Origin of the sequence: Synechococcus sp. R6-5, assembly GCF_047461775.1 — a bacterium.
Lineage (GTDB): Bacteria > Cyanobacteriota > Cyanobacteriia > Thermostichales > Thermostichaceae > Thermostichus.
In genome coordinates this window covers 1-15,393 of sequence record NZ_JANSHV010000089.1, presented here as the reverse complement: position 1 = coordinate 15,393, position 15,393 = coordinate 1, and the positions used below count along the sequence as shown (strand labels likewise).

Sequence of the window (15,393 nt, the reverse complement as noted above, 5' to 3'; positions counted from 1 at the left end):
CCTGTGGAGACTCCTCTGGCGGGGTGGTGGGGGTGAACTCTGCCGCTAGTCATGGGTCGCTGAAGCAGGAAGAAAGCAGCGATGCTGGGCAAAGTTCTGTTTTGTTCAGCGTTGCATAAGTCTTTCGGAGCGGACTTCTTCGGGTCAGGCAGAGGTAGCCGAGGCAACCGGTTGAGTGGATCCTGGATTTCCGGTCGCGCTGGCGTAACCTGGCGCAACATAGCCTCCCACCCCACTTCTCTCCCCCATCGCCGATGGGCTATTCCATCAACAGGCCCAAGTCCAGGTGAGGCTGCCACAGATCGGCCAGGCGCTCCAGCAATTGCTCCCGCTGCTGAGCATAGTGGCCCTCCAGATCCGGCAAGGGATCCCAGCCTTTTTGTCGGCGCAGCCAGTTCAGCCATTGTCGCCGCCACAGGTGGTTGTCAAACAGGCCATGCAGATAGCTGCCCCAAATCCGACCCGTGGGATCCCGCCAGCCCAGGTTCTCTTGCTCGAACAGCGGCAGGCAGCCAGAGGGATCCGCCTGGGTGGATCCCTGATGAATTTCGTACCCCTGAATGGGGGCCAGGGCAGGCCATCGGCTTTGGGTCTGCACCTGCTGGGTGACCTTGGTGGGCTGTAAAACGGTGGTCAAAGGGAGAAAGCCCAGCCCTGGGTAGGTGCCGGCGATCCCCTCCCAGCCTTCGGGATCGGCGATGGTCTCTCCCAACATTTGCAGCCCACCGCAAATGCCGACGATATGGCCGGAGTATTGGCGCAGTTGCTCGGCCAAGCCGGTCTTTTGCAACGCGAACAGATCGTTGAGGGTGGTTTTGCTGCCGGGCAGGATGACCACATCCGGGGATCCCAAACTTTGGCCGGGGTGAACCCAGCGCAGATGGACGGTGGGCTCCGCCAACAAGGGGTCAAAATCCGAGAAGTTGGCTACCTGGGGCAGACGAACCACAGCAATCTCCAGTCGCCCCTCCCTCAGGGCTTGGCGACCGGCCCGATCTTCCCAGAGCTGGGGGCTGGCCTCAATTCCCATCGAATCCTCTTGGGGCAGAACCCAATCCAACCAAGGCAAGACACCAACGACGGGGATCCCGGTGTAGTTTTCCAGCCAGTCCAGGCCGGGCTGCAACAATTCCCGCGAGCCGCGAAACTTGTTGAAGACAATGCCCCGGATCAAGGCCCGCTCTTCAGGTTCCAGCAGTTGGAGCGTGCCCACCACATGGGCCAGCGCCCCACCTCGGTCGATGTCTGCCACCAGCCAAGTGGGGGATCCCAAATGCAAGGCAACCCGCATATTTGCCAAGTCCCGATGTTTGAGGTTCACCTCTGCTGGGCTACCTGCCCCCTCGCAAAGGATCCAGTCGTACTGCTGTTGTAGGCGAGCAAGGGCTTCTTTGACCGCTTGCCAGGCCGGCGCAAACCAGCGCTCGTAATACTCTCCGGCGCGGTAGGTGCCCACCGCCACTCCGTTCAAGACGATCTGGGAAGTCAGGTTGCCCTGGGGCTTCAGAAGGATTGGGTTCATCTCCACCGCAGGGGGAATCCCGGCAGCCCAAGCTTGCAGAGCCTGCGCGTAGGCGATCTCTTTGCCCTCTGGGGTGACATAGGCGTTGAGGGACATATTCTGAGCTTTGAAGGGGGCGACCCTTTTTCCCGCTTTCTTGAGAATGCGACAGAGGGCTGTCACCAAAAGGGTTTTGCCCACATGGGAAGAAGTTCCCACCACCATCAAGGATCGACCTGAACAGCTCACCCCGGATCCCTCGCCCTTGGTTTCTGGTTGTTGCCATTCTCCCCGCGGCCAGCCTCGCCAAGCCAGGGCCTCCGTTGGCAAAAGCGACTCTGCAATCCCCTAGTTAACCGCCCTGCTGATGCCCAGAGCCGCACCCTCCGGTCTGCACGGGATCCCAGGGGCTTGCGCCTTTGTGCTCTCGGTTGGATTTTAAGCTGGGGCAGATGGATTCGAACCACCGAATGGCGGGACCAAAACCCGCTGCCTTACCGCTTGGCGATGCCCCAATTCACATTGCTTAACCGGCTTAATTAATTTAGCGATGCAGCTTTAGATCTGTCAACGGTTGCGGTGGCTTCCTGTGTCGTGGGGAAGCTGAAGCTCTTCGCCAAGGCCAGGGCCGATGTCAAAGGGGTTCACAGGGAGAATGCGGGCCACCTCGAAGAAATAGGCGCGGATCTCTGGCCCGAAATAGATGACATCTCCGCTCCTCAAGTAGTGAGTGGCCACCCGCGTGCCGTTGACAAACACCCCATTGGTACTGGACTGGCCGTTGCGATTGCCGTCGATCAGGCAATAGGTAAACCCTGTCCGGTTGGACTTGGTGGGCACCCGCACCAGGTAAGCGTGGTGACGCGAGACAAACCGATTGACGATCTGGATGGCGTTGGAGGGATCCCGTCCAACCGTGTAGATACTCTCCCGCAGGATGTAGCTGCAGGGCCGGACAGGATGGCAGATGGACAGGGTGAACTCCGGATGGGATACCGGCTGCTCAGGGACTCGATCGAACAGATCTGCTGGCAGATCAAAGCTGTAGCTAGAAGCAAGAGGATCCCCCCCACCAACCGCCGTGGTGGAGGTAAAGAAATCGTCGTAGCTATGTGACAACGGCCTTCCCCCCTCAACGCTCAACGCCATTTACAGCAGCTTGGCTTTCCAAATTCAAAGTCTTATCTATAGTTCCCCAAAACCCTACTGCTTTCAAAGGAACTCTGGTCTTGGCGGGCTGCCGGAAAACCCACAAGCCCCAGTGTACTGTACTATACACTATAGGCAGTCTTGGAGATACCCCCTTTCCCAAAAAATTGGGTTTGGGTCGGGCCTATTTTGGCTTTCAGGGATCCCTTGGGAGCCACAGCCTCAGGCGGGCTATTCTGAGTAGCAGGTTTTTAACCTTGAGGTGAGGGTGTGACGGAGGCCCTGCTGCGTCGGTTGGATGTGGCCACAGAAGCTGCCCTGGAGGCAGGAGCTTTGCTGCGCAGTTATGTGGGGGGCACCCTTGCCATTGAGGAGAAACGTCCGGGCGACTTGGTGACGGCGGCGGATCGCGCTTCCGAGGATCTCATCTTGAAAATCTTGAGGCGGCACTTCCCCGAAGATGTCATCTTGACCGAGGAATCAGGCCAGCAGGGATCCCCGGAGGGCGCCTACGCTTGGATGATCGATCCCCTGGATGGCACCACCAACTTTGCCCACGGTTACCCTTTCGCTGCCGTCTCCATTGGTTTGCTGCAGGGGCGGGAGCCAGTTTTGGGGGTTGTTTGTGACGTTTTTCGCGGGGATCTGTTTCGCGCCGTCCAAGGAATGGGGGCCACCCGCAACCGTCAACCCATTCGAGTCTCCACAACGGCTGAATTGTCTCGGAGCTTGCTGGTGACCGGCTTTGCCTATGATCGTCGCGAAACCCCTGACAACAACTACGCCGAGTTTTGCCACTTTACCCATCTCACCCAAGGAGTACGGCGCGGCGGATCTGCAGCTCTGGATTTGGCCTATGTGGCCACCGGTCAGTTGGATGGCTACTGGGAGCGGGGCCTCTCCCCTTGGGACATTGCCGCAGGGATCGTTCTGGTGCGGGAGGCAGGCGGCAAGGTGACCGCTTATGACGGCAGCCCGGTGGACGTTTACAGTGGCCGACTGTTGGCCAGCAATGGCTGGTTACACGCTGCTCTGCAAGAAGAATTGGCCCAAGTACAGCCTTTGCCGGTCTCCTTTCCCATGCGGCGGGATCCACGCCTAGCCTATCAGAACCGGGAAAGCTCCCCAGTTGAGTTGAATTGAAGACAGAAGTAGCTGACGAATAATCGAGGAATAATCAAGAAGATTCCAAGAACCCTATGTTGGGCAGGGTAGATAGGAGATGGGTTAGCGGACTCCCCGGAAAACAGCGACATGGCTGCCGGGCGGCACAGTTCGGCCTGGCTCTCCTCTTGGGAGCGATGGCCCTTGGGGTTGCCACTGCTGGCCCCGGTTACCCTCAGCCGGCACAAGGGAAAGTCGCCCCCACCGAGCAGGCACAGCCCCCTGATTCCCGTTGGACTGAGATCCAAGCTCGGGGGCGCATTCGAGTTGGCTTGGATCCCAGTTTGGGGCCGGCTTATCTCTACACCGACTTGGAGCGACAAACCTACGCCGGCTTCGAGTGGGATATCCTGGAGGCGTTGGCCCAAATCCTTCAGGTGCAGGTGGATCCCATCTACGTGGCCTGGAGCGAGCAGTTGGCGGCCTTGCAAGCGGATGAGGTGGACTTGATCTGGGGAGCGCGGGAAGCTTTGGGCTTGGATCCGGAGCAGTTTCTGGCCACCCGGCCCTACTACCTCAGCCCGCAGCGCTTGGTGGTACGGGATCCCTTCCCCGCCTCCGGGCCAGAGGAACCGGCCATTGAAGCACTGTCGCAATTATTTGGCCGCAAAGTGGGCATTGTAGTTAACAGTACGGGGGCAGCCCTACTGGAGGCGTATAACGAGAGGAGGGGCAACGCCATTCGTCTCTTTGCCACCAGCAACCCTGAGCGCTTGTTTGCTCAGCTACAAGCCGGCCAGTTGGATGCCGTGCTGGTTGATCAGCCCGTTGCCGCCCTGAACCTGCGCCAAGCTGGATCCCGGCTGCGCCTGGTGGGGCCGCCCCTGTTCCCCATGCCTCTGGTGGGAGTAGTATCCTCTCAGCATCCTTCCCTCAAGGAAGCTGTGGATGGGGCGATTTCCAGCCTGATCGAAAACGGAACCTTGCAGCAGATTTTAGAGAAGTGGCAACTATGGGATCCAACTCTAATGTCCCCCGCCTCAACCGAGGGCTAGCCCGCTACGAGACTGACCATTTCGCCATCTTAGGCGTGCCCCTTACCGCCGACTCCAAGGGGATCCGGCGCGGCTACCTGCAGGCGGCCAAGGCCCTCCACCCGGATCGGTTTGTGGGGGATCCCGAAGGTGCAGAACGCGCCAACATCCTCTTTGCCAAGCTGGTCAACCCGGCCAACGAAGTGCTGACCAAAGAGCGGGAGCGAGGGGAATATGAAACGGTGCTCAAAATGCGGATCAAACGCCTTTTGGAGACGCCCCCCCCAGATCTTTGGCCCTCTGGGGAAGCCGTCAAGGGCTTGGCCGAGCACCCCCATTGGCAGGAAGAGTATGTCAGACGGGTGGAGAAGCTGGCCAAAGAGCAATACAGCTCCATGGAAACCCTGCTCGAGAAAACCGAGCAATTGAGCGAGCTGAACCTGGCCTATTTGTTGCTCAAGGCCGGCTACCAGGGGAGCCTAGCCCCTGCCTCTAGAACCACTACCGCGACCGGGATCCCAACCCCTTCCCCCAGCCGTACCACTGTGGGAGGGATCCCGGTGCCACCCCCCACCAGCTCTCCTGTTGCTCCGCCCACCCGTCCCCCTGTTCAGCCCGTTCCCACCCCACCTCCGGCTCCCAAGCTCAGCCCTGCGGAAACCCGCTTTATCCAAGCCTTGGACATGATCGAGCGCAAGCAATACCGGGATGCGGTGCAGTATCTGAACTTTGCCATCAGCGCTGAGCCCAACGTGGCCCGCTACTACCTGCACCGGGGCATTGCCCACCTGAAGCAGGGGAATACCGGCATGGCCAAAGCAGACTTTATGCAAGCCAGTCGCCTAGAACCCGCCAACGCCGAGTTGATGGCAGAAGTGCGCCGTTGGATGCAGCAGGTCACCACTCAACAGCCCGTTCCCGTCCCCAAGGACTCCGTCCCGCCAACGCGAGTGGCCAGCCGTCAAACGTCACAGGCTCAGAAAGTGGTGCCGCCTCCCCGCAAAGAAGACAACGGCGGGTTCTTGAGCCGCCTCTTCGGCAGGAAAAAGTAGGCAGAGCCCCCCTTAACGCGCACCCCCTAGCACCAGCAGCGTGACCAGGGATCCCGTATTCCAGAGGCTGTGCAGCAGGATGGGAGCCAGCAGGTTGCGGCTGTGGCTGTACACCACCCCCAGCACCACCCCCAGCATGGTCAGAGGCAGCAGATCAGAGAGGTTGAGGTGGGCAAGGGCAAAGGTAAAGGCGCTGAGCACAATGGCGGCCCCCATAGGCAGGTGGCGGCTTAGGGTGGGCAGCCAAAAGCCCCGGAACAGCACCTCCTCAAAAACAGGGGCACAGACAGACACCACGGCCAAAAACACCAACCGCGCCCCCCAGCCATGGCTGTCCAGCAGCAGAGGCAGAATAGGGTTCCCACCCCCTGCCTGCGGCAGCAGCAACTGCGACAGCGCCGCTGCCAGCACCACCAAAGGCAAGGCCACCCAGTAGCCACACAAGCCCCACAGCAGCCAAGGACCCCACAACCGCACCTGCAGCACCCTCTGCCAGCCGGGGTAGGCGTGCAAGAGACGGTACAACAACCCCGCCCCCAGCACAGCGCCGGAATTGTAGGTGAGAAACAGGGCTACCGCCTGCTGCCAAGGGCTGAGCTGCCGTGCCCCCAGGCCGAGGATGATGATGTAAAGTCGAGGCACCAAAGCGTTGAGGGCGATAAACCCCAAAAACCAGCCGGTCAACACCGCTTGCGCCCCGATCCCCGGCCAAGGCACTTCCCAAGCAGGGCCCAGGAGCGGACGTTTGCGCCAAAGGCTCCAGCCCAGCCAGCCCAACAAGAGCATCAACCCCAGCAGCGCCCCCAGCACGGGGATCCCGCCCACCACCGCCAGTCGAAACAGAGCCGCCAAGGCCAATTTTTCCTGCTGTTGGTTGAGGGCATTCAGGCTATCGCTGCGCTGCTGCAGTCGGTAAAGCTGTTGCAGGGCCACCGCCTCAAACCAGCCATCCAGATGATTGCGAATCTGCACCTCCGCCTCTGGCAAGATGCGCCGCGGTGTTCCCCACAGTCCCTGTAGAACCTGGGCTGCTCTCTTTTGACTCGATTCCACCTCCATCGCGCCAGCGGCGCGGAGCACTTTGGGACGTTCCAGGTCGATGATCTGCTGCCATTGCTGCCGAGCAGCTTCCAGATCTTCTTGGTAGGCATAGAGCAAGCCAAGGCGCAGCCAAAGCGCATCCAGCTCCGTCTGCAAATCTTGCATGGAGGCCAAAAGGGCGGGATCCACCTCTGGAGATTGGGCCAGTTCTGGGCTGGCCGCCTCAGATTCGCCAGCAGGAGTTAAACGGGCCAGCCGTTTCAAACGTTTCAGGCGTTCGGTGTAGTTATCGGCAGTCTGCTGATAGCGATTTTGGGCCACCTTGAACACATCCTGGCCCAAAAGCGCCCGTGCCAGATCCTGATAGCGGGGATCATCGAGGGTGCGGGAAGCCTGCAGGGCGAGATCGGTTTGCAACAAATCCAACTGCGTTTGGGGCGGCGGCTGAAACCAACTGCTGGAAAGAGAAAGCCCGACAATCACAATGGCCAATAGGCTCAGCAGGTTGAGGATCCCACGGCGAACAGAAAACCAAGCAGAGGAGGGGTCGGCAGAGGCCGTGGTTTCAGAGTGAGACATTGCGGCGACGGATCCAACTCAAGCGGGTTATATCCTATCTTCTGTTTGTCTTGGCGGAATGGAGTTGTTATTACTGCTTTGCCCCGTTGTCACCGGCGCTCCAGCCAATAGCGATAGATGGGCAGATCCAATTGCAGACACTGCCACTCCCGCTCGGTGGGAATGCCGAGGGGATTGGAGTCCAAAGGCCCCTGATGGGGATCCCAAAACTGCGGATGCTCTAAAAATCGAGCTGCCATTTCTTCGGCCACCTCTTGGATATCCGATTGCAGGAAGACGGGGCTGCCCGGTCGCAGCAGCAGAGCCAGATCTGCCACCAGTTGGGGTTGGACAATCCGCCGTTTGTGATGGCGCTTTTTGAACCAGGGATCCGGAAATAGGATGGTCACCCGGCTGAGATCCCCCGGCGCAAACAGATGCCGCAAAGAGACATTGATGTTGGCAAACAGAAAATGGACGTTATCCAGCCCCAGCTCATCCCGCCAGGCATTGGCCCGCTCCACCAGCGCCTGCCGAATCTCTACCCCTAGGAAGTTCCAGTCGGGCTGCTCCTGAGCGAGGCGCAGCAGAAATCGTCCGCTCCCTGTGCCGATATCCAGATGAAAGGGCTGCCCCAGCCGCCGGTATACCCGTTCCCAATGGGGTGGGGGGGCGGGCTGCTGATACTGTGCCTGCAGGGGATTGACGTGCTGCCGTACCCGGTGACCGAGGCCCCTCTGTAAGGGGATCCCGGCCCAAGGCGGAGAAGGGGGGCGCTTCTCCAGTTGGCCCTCAGGCGATTGCTGCCCCTGTTGCACCTCTGCTTCCATAGACCACCTCCTGCCGCCAGCTGCGGCCCTCGCCCACTGACCAAGGGATCCCCCAGCTTGGAGGGGAGCGACAAAAGTCCAGGAGATCTAGGCTACCACCGGATGCTGTCGATGACTTGCCGCAAGATCTGGGCCGAGCGGTGCAGCTGCTTGCGCTCGCTCTCGGTGAGGGACATGGCCAGCGTGCGTTCCACCCCCTGCCGCCCGACCACTCTGGGCAAGCTGAGACAGACCTCTGGCAGATCGTACTCCCCTTGGGTGAGGCTGCTCACCGTCAAAACGCGGTGTTGATCCCGCAGCAGGGCTTGGACAATTTGCGTCACCCCTAACCCGATGGCGTAGCTGGTGGCCCCTTTGCGACGGATGATCTCGTAGGCAGCGTTGCGCACCTGCTCGAAGATATCCCCCAAATAGGCGGGATCCCAGTCCGGCGAGAGTTCCCCAATCGGGGTGCCGGCGATGTTCACCTTGCTCCAAACGGCCACCTCGCTATCTCCATGTTCGCCGATGATGTAGGCGTGCAGGCTACGCGGATCCACCCCCAGGCGCTCCGCCAAAAGGTACCGGAAGCGGGCTGTGTCCAAAACCGTCCCCGACCCAATTACCTGCCCTGCCGGCAACCCCGACAACTTCAGGGAAACGTAAGTCATGATGTCAACGGGATTGCTCACCACCAAAAGGAGTGTGTCAGGGCAATGCGCCATCAAGGCCGGGATCAAGCCTTTGAAGATCTCGACGTTGCGCTGCACCAAATCCAAACGGGTTTCTCCAGGCCGCTGCTTAGCCCCTGCCGTTAAAATCACTACATCTGACCCGGCGCAATCCGCCAGTTCCCCTGCCCGTATCCGCGTCGGCTCCACAAAGGGGATCCCGTGCACCAGATCCATCACTTCCCCTTCCAGCTTGTTGCGGTCGATGTCGTGAAGGACCAGCTCATCCAGAGTGTTCTGGATTACCATCGAGTAGGCACAGGCCATGCCTACCTGGCCGGCGCCGATGATGGATCCCTTCAAAAGGCGGCGAGAAGTCAGCCCCTCGACCTGCTGCTGGGAGCGCTGCTTGGGTTGGTGCTTAGAAACAGTCATGGCTGCAGCCGCTACTCTTCGTTCTCCAGCTTAAGCCTGCCTAGAGGAAGAAAAAAACAGGCTACCGCTCTCCAGAAGAACTGGAAAGGCGAGAAGAGGCAGGATCGGTTGCCGCAGCGGACTGGATCCATCTGAAACAATAAAAACAATAAATAGCCCTCTAACCTTCAACAGTCCTCAACCCGGCTGCTGGGTTAGCCGCTGCCAAAGCTGCGGAGGAATGCGCTCGTGAGGACACTTTAGGGACTGAATCTGAGCTAAATCTTCCGGCATGTAGTGCAAGGCTACCCGCGCTGCCGGATCCAAAAGGCTGCGCCGTCGTCGGTTACATTGCTCCGCTTCTCCCAGAAACACGTCCAGCCAGCCATCTCGCTCTTGGTAGCGAATCCTCAAAGCAGAGAGAGAAGGCAGAGCAGAGGAAACTTCTTTGCGGTAGAGCCGAAAGCCCTGCTCCAGACTCCAGCCCAACCACCACTGAGGCGCCAATTGCCCCAACTGCCTACACCACACCCCCGCCTGAACCTGTTGCCATGCCATGCTTGCCACTCCGCGACCCGCTCTCCCGAGGGAACTTAACTGCAAATCTTTAGCAATTGCTACTTGGGTAAGCACTCTACCAGACTCCTCAAGCTTAATGCAAGTCTTTATCAAAGAGGATCCCTACTTTGCCGGCACGCTATTGAAAGCTAATCTCAATAGAGCTATGCTGTTACTCGGTTGAGTGGTGGAGTTGTATCCATCAGTCCTCCTCTCTTGCCTTGGATGCATCGGGGATCCCACGCCCGCGGAATTAGCCATCCTGGGTCTGGCAGGGATCCCTTTTCCAGGGCTAGCTGAGGTTCTTTCTAATGAGAGCAGTTCTAACTAATAGGAGCCTGGTTCCTTCCCAAGCGTGTCGATGTACGGGTAGAACAAGTTCGGGAGCCAGAAGCGGTTTAACCTTGAAAACGGCGACGCATAGCCCTTCACGTCGGCAGGACAGGCTTTTTAATAATTCTTTTAATTAACCTCAAGAGTTGCTTCAAAGAATATCCCCTCCGGAGCACCCAAAAGCCCGTGCCAGCCCGGGGATCTTTTGTATCGAGAGACACACAAACTCCCCCAACAATTCCATAGGATGACCGTAGAATGGCAGAGACAGCGTGAATTCATAGCTGTTTTTTTCGGCTTGCCCTCCCCGTTGCCCGAGCGTCTACTGGGTGTTCCTAGCCTATGGTTGAAAGGGGGACTGCTGGGCCAGACCAGGCTGGCAGCGTTTATGATGCGCTGACGCGGGCCGATCTGTGGAATCCCCAGGTCATGTACCGTGGGCGCCCGGTACAGGCTCGGGGACGGGCTGTGCTGCGCACCATGTTCGAGAGCGTCAGCGATGGGTTGTTTGTCCTTGAGTGTCTGCCCCCGGAGCCAGAAAGAGGCTCACCTCAACCGCGCTGTCGGTTTTTGGTGGGTAACCCGGCTTTTTGCAGGATGTTTTTTCTCTCCTCTCGACCTATCGAGGGAGAAGAGCTCCAGAGTTGTCTGCCGCCTTCTCTGGCTGCGCAGATTCAACTGCACACCGAACACTGCCTCAGCCATGGCCGGCAAGTGAGCTTTGAGCTGAGCCTAACGGCCTCTGCCGCTCCCGACCCAGAGTCGACCCATGTTCTAATCGTTACCCTTTCTCCAGTAGTTGAGGAGAACAAGCCAATCAGCCGAATTGTCGGCTCCTGTCAGGACATCACAGCACGCAAGCAAGTGGAGTGGCAGCTACAGCGCAGCCAAAAGCAACTGTTGGAGCACAACCGGGCTCTGATGGAGCTCACCCGGCACAAAGCCCTCAGCCAAGGAGACTTACAAGCTGCTCTGCAACAGATTTGTACTACAGCCGCCCATACCCTGGGGGTGGCACGGGTGGGGGTCTGGCTCTACACGTCGGAGCGCTCCAGCATTCGCTGCATCAATCAATTCGAGATCACCCCAGACAACCCCGAGGGATCCCATACTCAAGGGGCGGAGATCTGGGCCAAAGACTATCCCCGTTATTTTCAAGCCCTAGAGCAAGAGCGCACCATTGCTGCCGACCAAGTGGTGGCGGATCCCCGCACCGCCGAGTTCGGCAATTCCTACCTGACAGCAATGGGAGTGGTCTCGATGCTGGATGCCCCCATTCGACTGGAAGGACGGATGGTGGGTGTTCTCTGCCACGAGCACATTGGCTCCCCTCGCCACTGGACCTTAGAAGAGCAAAACTTCGCCGGATCCCTGGCGGATTTGGTGTCTCTGGCCCTCGAGATCTCGGAGCGCCGGCAAGTGGAAGAGGAGCTGCGCCAGGCTGAGGAGCGCTATCGCAATTTTTTCGAGAATGCGGTAGAGGGCATTTTTTTCACCGATGCGGCAGGTCGGTATCTCTCCGCCAACCCGATGCTGGCCCAGATCTGCGGCTACAGCTCCCCCGAAGAATTGATGCGCGAAGCGAAAGAGGCGGGCAAGCGGCAGCTCTATGTGGATCCCAGCCAGTGGGAGGAATTTGTGCGGCTATTGCAGGAACAGGGATCCGTGCGCGGTTTTGAGTATCGGCTGCGGCGGCGGGATGGCTCGATCATCTGGGTCCGAGAAAAGGCCCGTTTGGTTAAAGATAAAGCCGGAAACATCCTCGGCTATGAAGGCATCTGCGAAGACATCACCGCCCAAAAGCAGAGCTTAGCCTACATGGAGTTTCGCGCTCATCATGATGCCCTGACAGGTTTGGTGAACCGCGAAGGCTTTCGAGAGCGGCTGCAGCAGGCCCTGCAGCAATACTACAGTGAATCACTGGCCCTCTTCTTTGTGGATTTGGATCACTTCAAAGACATCAACGATACCTTCGGCCACGGTGTCGGCGATGCCCTGTTGCAGGGGGTAGCCGAACGGTTAACCAAGTGCGTTCGCCCTGGAGATATCGTCGCCCGCTGGGGAGGGGATGAGTTCACCCTGCTGCTGCCCCGAATTGGCAGCCCCACAGTGGCAGCGCGTCTGGCTCAGCGGATTGTCGATGCCTTTCAAACTCCCTTCTCCTGCGAGGGCCATTCCCTTTCCGTGACCTGCAGCATCGGCGTCGCCCTCTACCCCCAAGACGGAGTGGAGGCATCTACCCTTTTGCACCATGCCGACTTGGCCCTCTACCAGGTCAAGGAAAATGGCCGCAGCGGCTTTCAGCTCTACCGGCCAGTTTCAGGGATCCCGGCAGCAGTCCGCAACACTATCCTGTAAGCTGGTTGGGTCAGAGGCCCTTCTGGTTTGTGATTTGTGCATCCGGGTCGTAGCTATCGCCGTCTCATTCCCTTCATTCGGCCCCACCTGTGGATGTTGTTGCTGGGGCTAACCTGTACCCTTGGCTTTGTGCTAACCATGCCCGCCCTCGCCTACTTGATCGAGTGGGTGGCCCGCTCCATTGGTGCCGGGGATCTGGGGCAACTGCGGATGCTGGCCTTGATTGGGGTGGTGTTTTTCTTGGTGCGCGGCGCTTTCCAATATGGCCAAGACACCCTGATGGCGAGGGCCTCCTTGCAAATGGTTTTGGAATTGCGCCAACAGATCTATGCCCACCTGCAGGCACTGGATGTGGACTATTTTTCCGGCAGCCGCACTGGCGATCTGGTCTATCGCCTTACGGGGGATCTGGATCGGGTGGGAGAGGTGGTGCAACGATTTTTCCATCGCTTCATCCCCAGCGTGCTCACCATCTTGGCGGTGGTGGCCTACCTGTTCTATCTCAACGGCATTCTCACCTTGACCACCTTGCTGATAGCCCCCCTGATGGGAGCCTTGATCAGTTGGTTTGGGGATCGCCTTTTGTTTCGCTCCCGCCTCAACCAAGAGAAGATGTCGGATTTGGCCGCCCTCTTGACTGAAGTGTTTGCTGGCATCAGCCTCACTCGCGCCTTTGCGGCTGAGGACTACGAAATTCGCCGCTTCAGTGCCATTGCCGAAAGCAACCGCCTGGCCCGGTTTCAGACCGAACAGATGAGAGCCATCCAAGACCCGGTGGTGGGTTTTCTGTACGCCATGAGCGTGTTGGGGGTGTTTTGGGTGGGCGGCTGGCAAATTAGCCAGGGCAACCTGACCGGCAGCCAGTTTCTCGGCTTTATCGCCGGTGTTGCGATGTTGATCGACCCTATTGTTCACATCACCAACAACTACAGCGAGCTGAAACAGGGTGAGGCTTCGGTGGAGCGGATTTTCGAGCTGCTAAACACCCGCTCCCAAATCCGGGAGCTGCCCGGGGCCCGCCCCATGCCTCCCATTCAGGGTTGGGTGGAGTTCGACCAAGTTTCCTTTGCCTACAAACCGGATCAGCCGGTGCTCAAACAGATCAGCTTTCAGGTGTCTCCCGGCGAGATTGTGGCCCTGGTGGGATCCTCCGGCGCCGGCAAATCCACCCTGGTGAGCCTGATTCCCCGCTTTTACGATCCCCAGCAGGGCTGCATCCGCATCGACGGCATCGACATCCGCACCGTCACCCTCAAGAGCCTGCGCCGGCAGATCGGCATTGTGCCGCAGGAGATCACCCTGTTTTCGGGAACCATTGCCAGCAACATCGCCTACGGACAAGAGCATTTTGACCTGGAAGCGGTACGCCAGGCGGCCCAGGTGGCCAACATCGACACCTTTATCGAGAGCTTGCCCGATGGCTACGCCACCCGCGTGGGAGAACGGGGGGTCACCCTCTCCGGTGGACAACGGCAACGGCTGGCCATTGCCCGCGCCGTGCTCCTCAACCCCAAGATCTTGATCCTGGACGAGGCTACCTCTGCTTTGGACAACGAGTCAGAAGCGTTGGTGCAGGAGGCACTGCAACGGCTGATGCAACGCTGCACCGTTTTTGTGATTGCCCACCGCCTCTCGACAGTGCGCACCGCCCACCGCATTTTCGTCTTGGAGCAGGGGCAATTGCTGGAGCAGGGAAATCACCGAGAATTGCTGGGCAAAGGGGGTCGCTACGCCCAGTTTCACCTGCGCCAGTTTCATTGAACCCTTGGCCTCTGGATCTCCTGGATCTCCCATGCCTGCCAGAAGGGCCGGTAAAACTCCGGATCCGCAGGCGCTCCCCCCGGGATCCCGCAGATGGCCGCCGCAAATTGCACGGCTCGTTGCACCAGAATCGCCTCCGGCCATCCCCGCAACAGCCCCAGGATGGCCACGGCGCTAAATGCATCTCCCGCCCCCACTGTATCCACCAGCTGAGGCGCGGGCACTGGGTCGGCCCGATGGATCTGAGTAGGGGTGATCAGCAGCGCGCCTGCCGCTCCCAAGGTCAGAAATAGACCTTTCAGGTTCAGATGAGCCTGGAGGATCTGTCCTTGCTCCAGCAGGTCTCCAGGAGGGATCCCTTCCAGCCGGGCTACTTGTTCCAGCTCTGCCTGGTTCAGCTTCAGCCAAGTGCAGGTGCGCAGCATCTCCTGGATGGCGTCTGGATGCCACCAGGGATCCCGCAGGTTGAGATCCAGAAACACGGGACAGCCCAAAGCGGGGATCCCCTCTTGAAAGTGGCGATGGGCTGCCTCCCGGCGGGCTGCCAAGCTGCCCCGGTAGAGCAGGCTGGGCTGGAGAGCTTGCAGAGCCCCGATATCCAACTGGATGTAGTCGTAGGCTTGGTCGGGCAAGATGGCGAAGGTGGGGATCCCTTGCTCATCCAGGGTTACTTGAACCTTGCCGGTGGGGTGAACAGAATCCTGCTGCAGACCCTCCAGGCGCAGCCCCTGCCGTCGCAAGGCCCCCAGCAGCTCTCTGGCGGCCTCGTCTTGGCCAACACGGCTGAGCAAGAGGGGATCGGATCCCAGCCCCTTGAGGTTCCAAGCCACATTCAAAGCTGCTCCGCCCAGCACAATCTCTGTGGGGAAGCAGTCGAAAAGCACCTCCCCCAAGATGAGCGGCAAACCCAGGGGCACATGAGAGGGATCCATCTTGAGCACTCAGCTAGAAATCGCAGGAGCCCCGTGCTGTACCGGTAGGATCAGTGTCGAGAGGAAAGTCCGCCTCCATGGTTATAATTGTACTGCGGACACCAGTAACGGTTGTTTA

12 protein-coding genes and 1 tRNA gene are annotated in these 15,393 nt (G+C 59.3%); 5 read left to right on the top strand and 8 right to left on the bottom strand.

The features are described 5' to 3' along the window. Nucleotides 1-259: 259 nt before the first annotated feature. The 3 genes from NW818_RS05470 to NW818_RS05460 all read right to left on the bottom strand — a co-directional run bounded on the left by NW818_RS05470 (nucleotide 260) and on the right by NW818_RS05460 (nucleotide 2,650). Nucleotides 260-1,726, bottom strand: a complete 1,467-nt coding sequence (locus tag NW818_RS05470) for a cobyric acid synthase (RefSeq protein ID WP_414424030.1) — start codon at nucleotides 1,724-1,726, stop codon at nucleotides 260-262. Nucleotides 1,727-1,944: 218 nt separating this feature from the next. Next, nucleotides 1,945-2,016 (bottom strand) — tRNA-Gln (locus NW818_RS05465). Nucleotides 2,017-2,068: 52 nt separating this feature from the next. After that, nucleotides 2,069-2,650, bottom strand: coding sequence for an FHA domain-containing protein (locus NW818_RS05460; protein WP_414424029.1), 582 nt, complete (start codon nucleotides 2,648-2,650; stop codon nucleotides 2,069-2,071). Nucleotides 2,651-2,920: 270 nt separating this feature from the next. Here NW818_RS05460 and NW818_RS05455 point away from each other — a divergent pair, with 270 nt between their 5' ends. From NW818_RS05455 to NW818_RS05445, 3 genes are all read left to right on the top strand, one after another. Then, a complete protein-coding gene (locus NW818_RS05455; protein WP_414424028.1) occupies nucleotides 2,921-3,793 on the top strand; it encodes an inositol monophosphatase family protein in 873 nt (290 codons plus the stop codon). Nucleotides 3,794-3,951: 158 nt separating this feature from the next. Further along, complete coding sequence (locus tag NW818_RS05450; protein WP_414424027.1) at nucleotides 3,952-4,809, top strand: ABC transporter substrate-binding protein; 858 nt, start codon at nucleotides 3,952-3,954, stop codon at nucleotides 4,807-4,809. Further along, a complete protein-coding gene (locus NW818_RS05445; RefSeq protein ID WP_414343036.1) occupies nucleotides 4,767-5,840 on the top strand; it encodes a DnaJ domain-containing protein in 1,074 nt (357 codons plus the stop codon). Before NW818_RS05450 ends, NW818_RS05445 begins: the two co-directional genes overlap by 43 nt. 12 nt (nucleotides 5,841-5,852) lie before the next feature. On the opposite strand, the gene NW818_RS05440 is transcribed toward NW818_RS05445, so the two are convergent. From NW818_RS05440 to NW818_RS05425, 4 genes are all read right to left on the bottom strand, one after another. Continuing rightward, on the bottom strand, nucleotides 5,853-7,460 hold the full coding sequence (locus NW818_RS05440; RefSeq protein ID WP_414424026.1) for a type II CAAX prenyl endopeptidase Rce1 family protein: 1,608 nt from the start codon (nucleotides 7,458-7,460) through the stop codon (nucleotides 5,853-5,855). Between the two features lie 89 nt (nucleotides 7,461-7,549). Next, nucleotides 7,550-8,269, bottom strand: coding sequence for a tRNA (guanosine(46)-N7)-methyltransferase TrmB (gene trmB, locus NW818_RS05435; protein WP_414424025.1), 720 nt, complete (start codon nucleotides 8,267-8,269; stop codon nucleotides 7,550-7,552). 92 nt (nucleotides 8,270-8,361) lie between these two features. Then, nucleotides 8,362-9,282, bottom strand: coding sequence for an L-lactate dehydrogenase (locus NW818_RS05430; RefSeq protein ID WP_011433746.1), 921 nt, complete (start codon nucleotides 9,280-9,282; stop codon nucleotides 8,362-8,364). Nucleotides 9,283-9,531: 249 nt separating this feature from the next. Then, nucleotides 9,532-9,891 (bottom strand): hypothetical protein, encoded by a 360-nt coding sequence (locus NW818_RS05425; protein WP_011433745.1) that lies wholly within the window; start codon nucleotides 9,889-9,891, stop codon nucleotides 9,532-9,534. A 675-nt stretch (nucleotides 9,892-10,566) separates the two neighbouring features. Here NW818_RS05425 and NW818_RS05420 point away from each other — a divergent pair. Next, nucleotides 10,567-12,582, top strand: coding sequence for a diguanylate cyclase domain-containing protein (locus NW818_RS05420; protein WP_414424024.1), 2,016 nt, complete (start codon nucleotides 10,567-10,569; stop codon nucleotides 12,580-12,582). 36 nt (nucleotides 12,583-12,618) lie between these two features. Next, entirely contained in the window at nucleotides 12,619-14,343 is a 1,725-nt protein-coding gene (locus NW818_RS05415; RefSeq protein WP_414374844.1) for an ABC transporter ATP-binding protein, read from the top strand. Here the strand turns inward: NW818_RS05415 and NW818_RS05410 are convergent. Continuing rightward, on the bottom strand, nucleotides 14,337-15,275 hold the full coding sequence (locus tag NW818_RS05410; protein WP_414424023.1) for a carbohydrate kinase family protein: 939 nt from the start codon (nucleotides 15,273-15,275) through the stop codon (nucleotides 14,337-14,339). The genes NW818_RS05415 and NW818_RS05410 overlap by 7 nt on opposite strands. Between the last annotated feature and the right edge of the window lie 118 nt (nucleotides 15,276-15,393).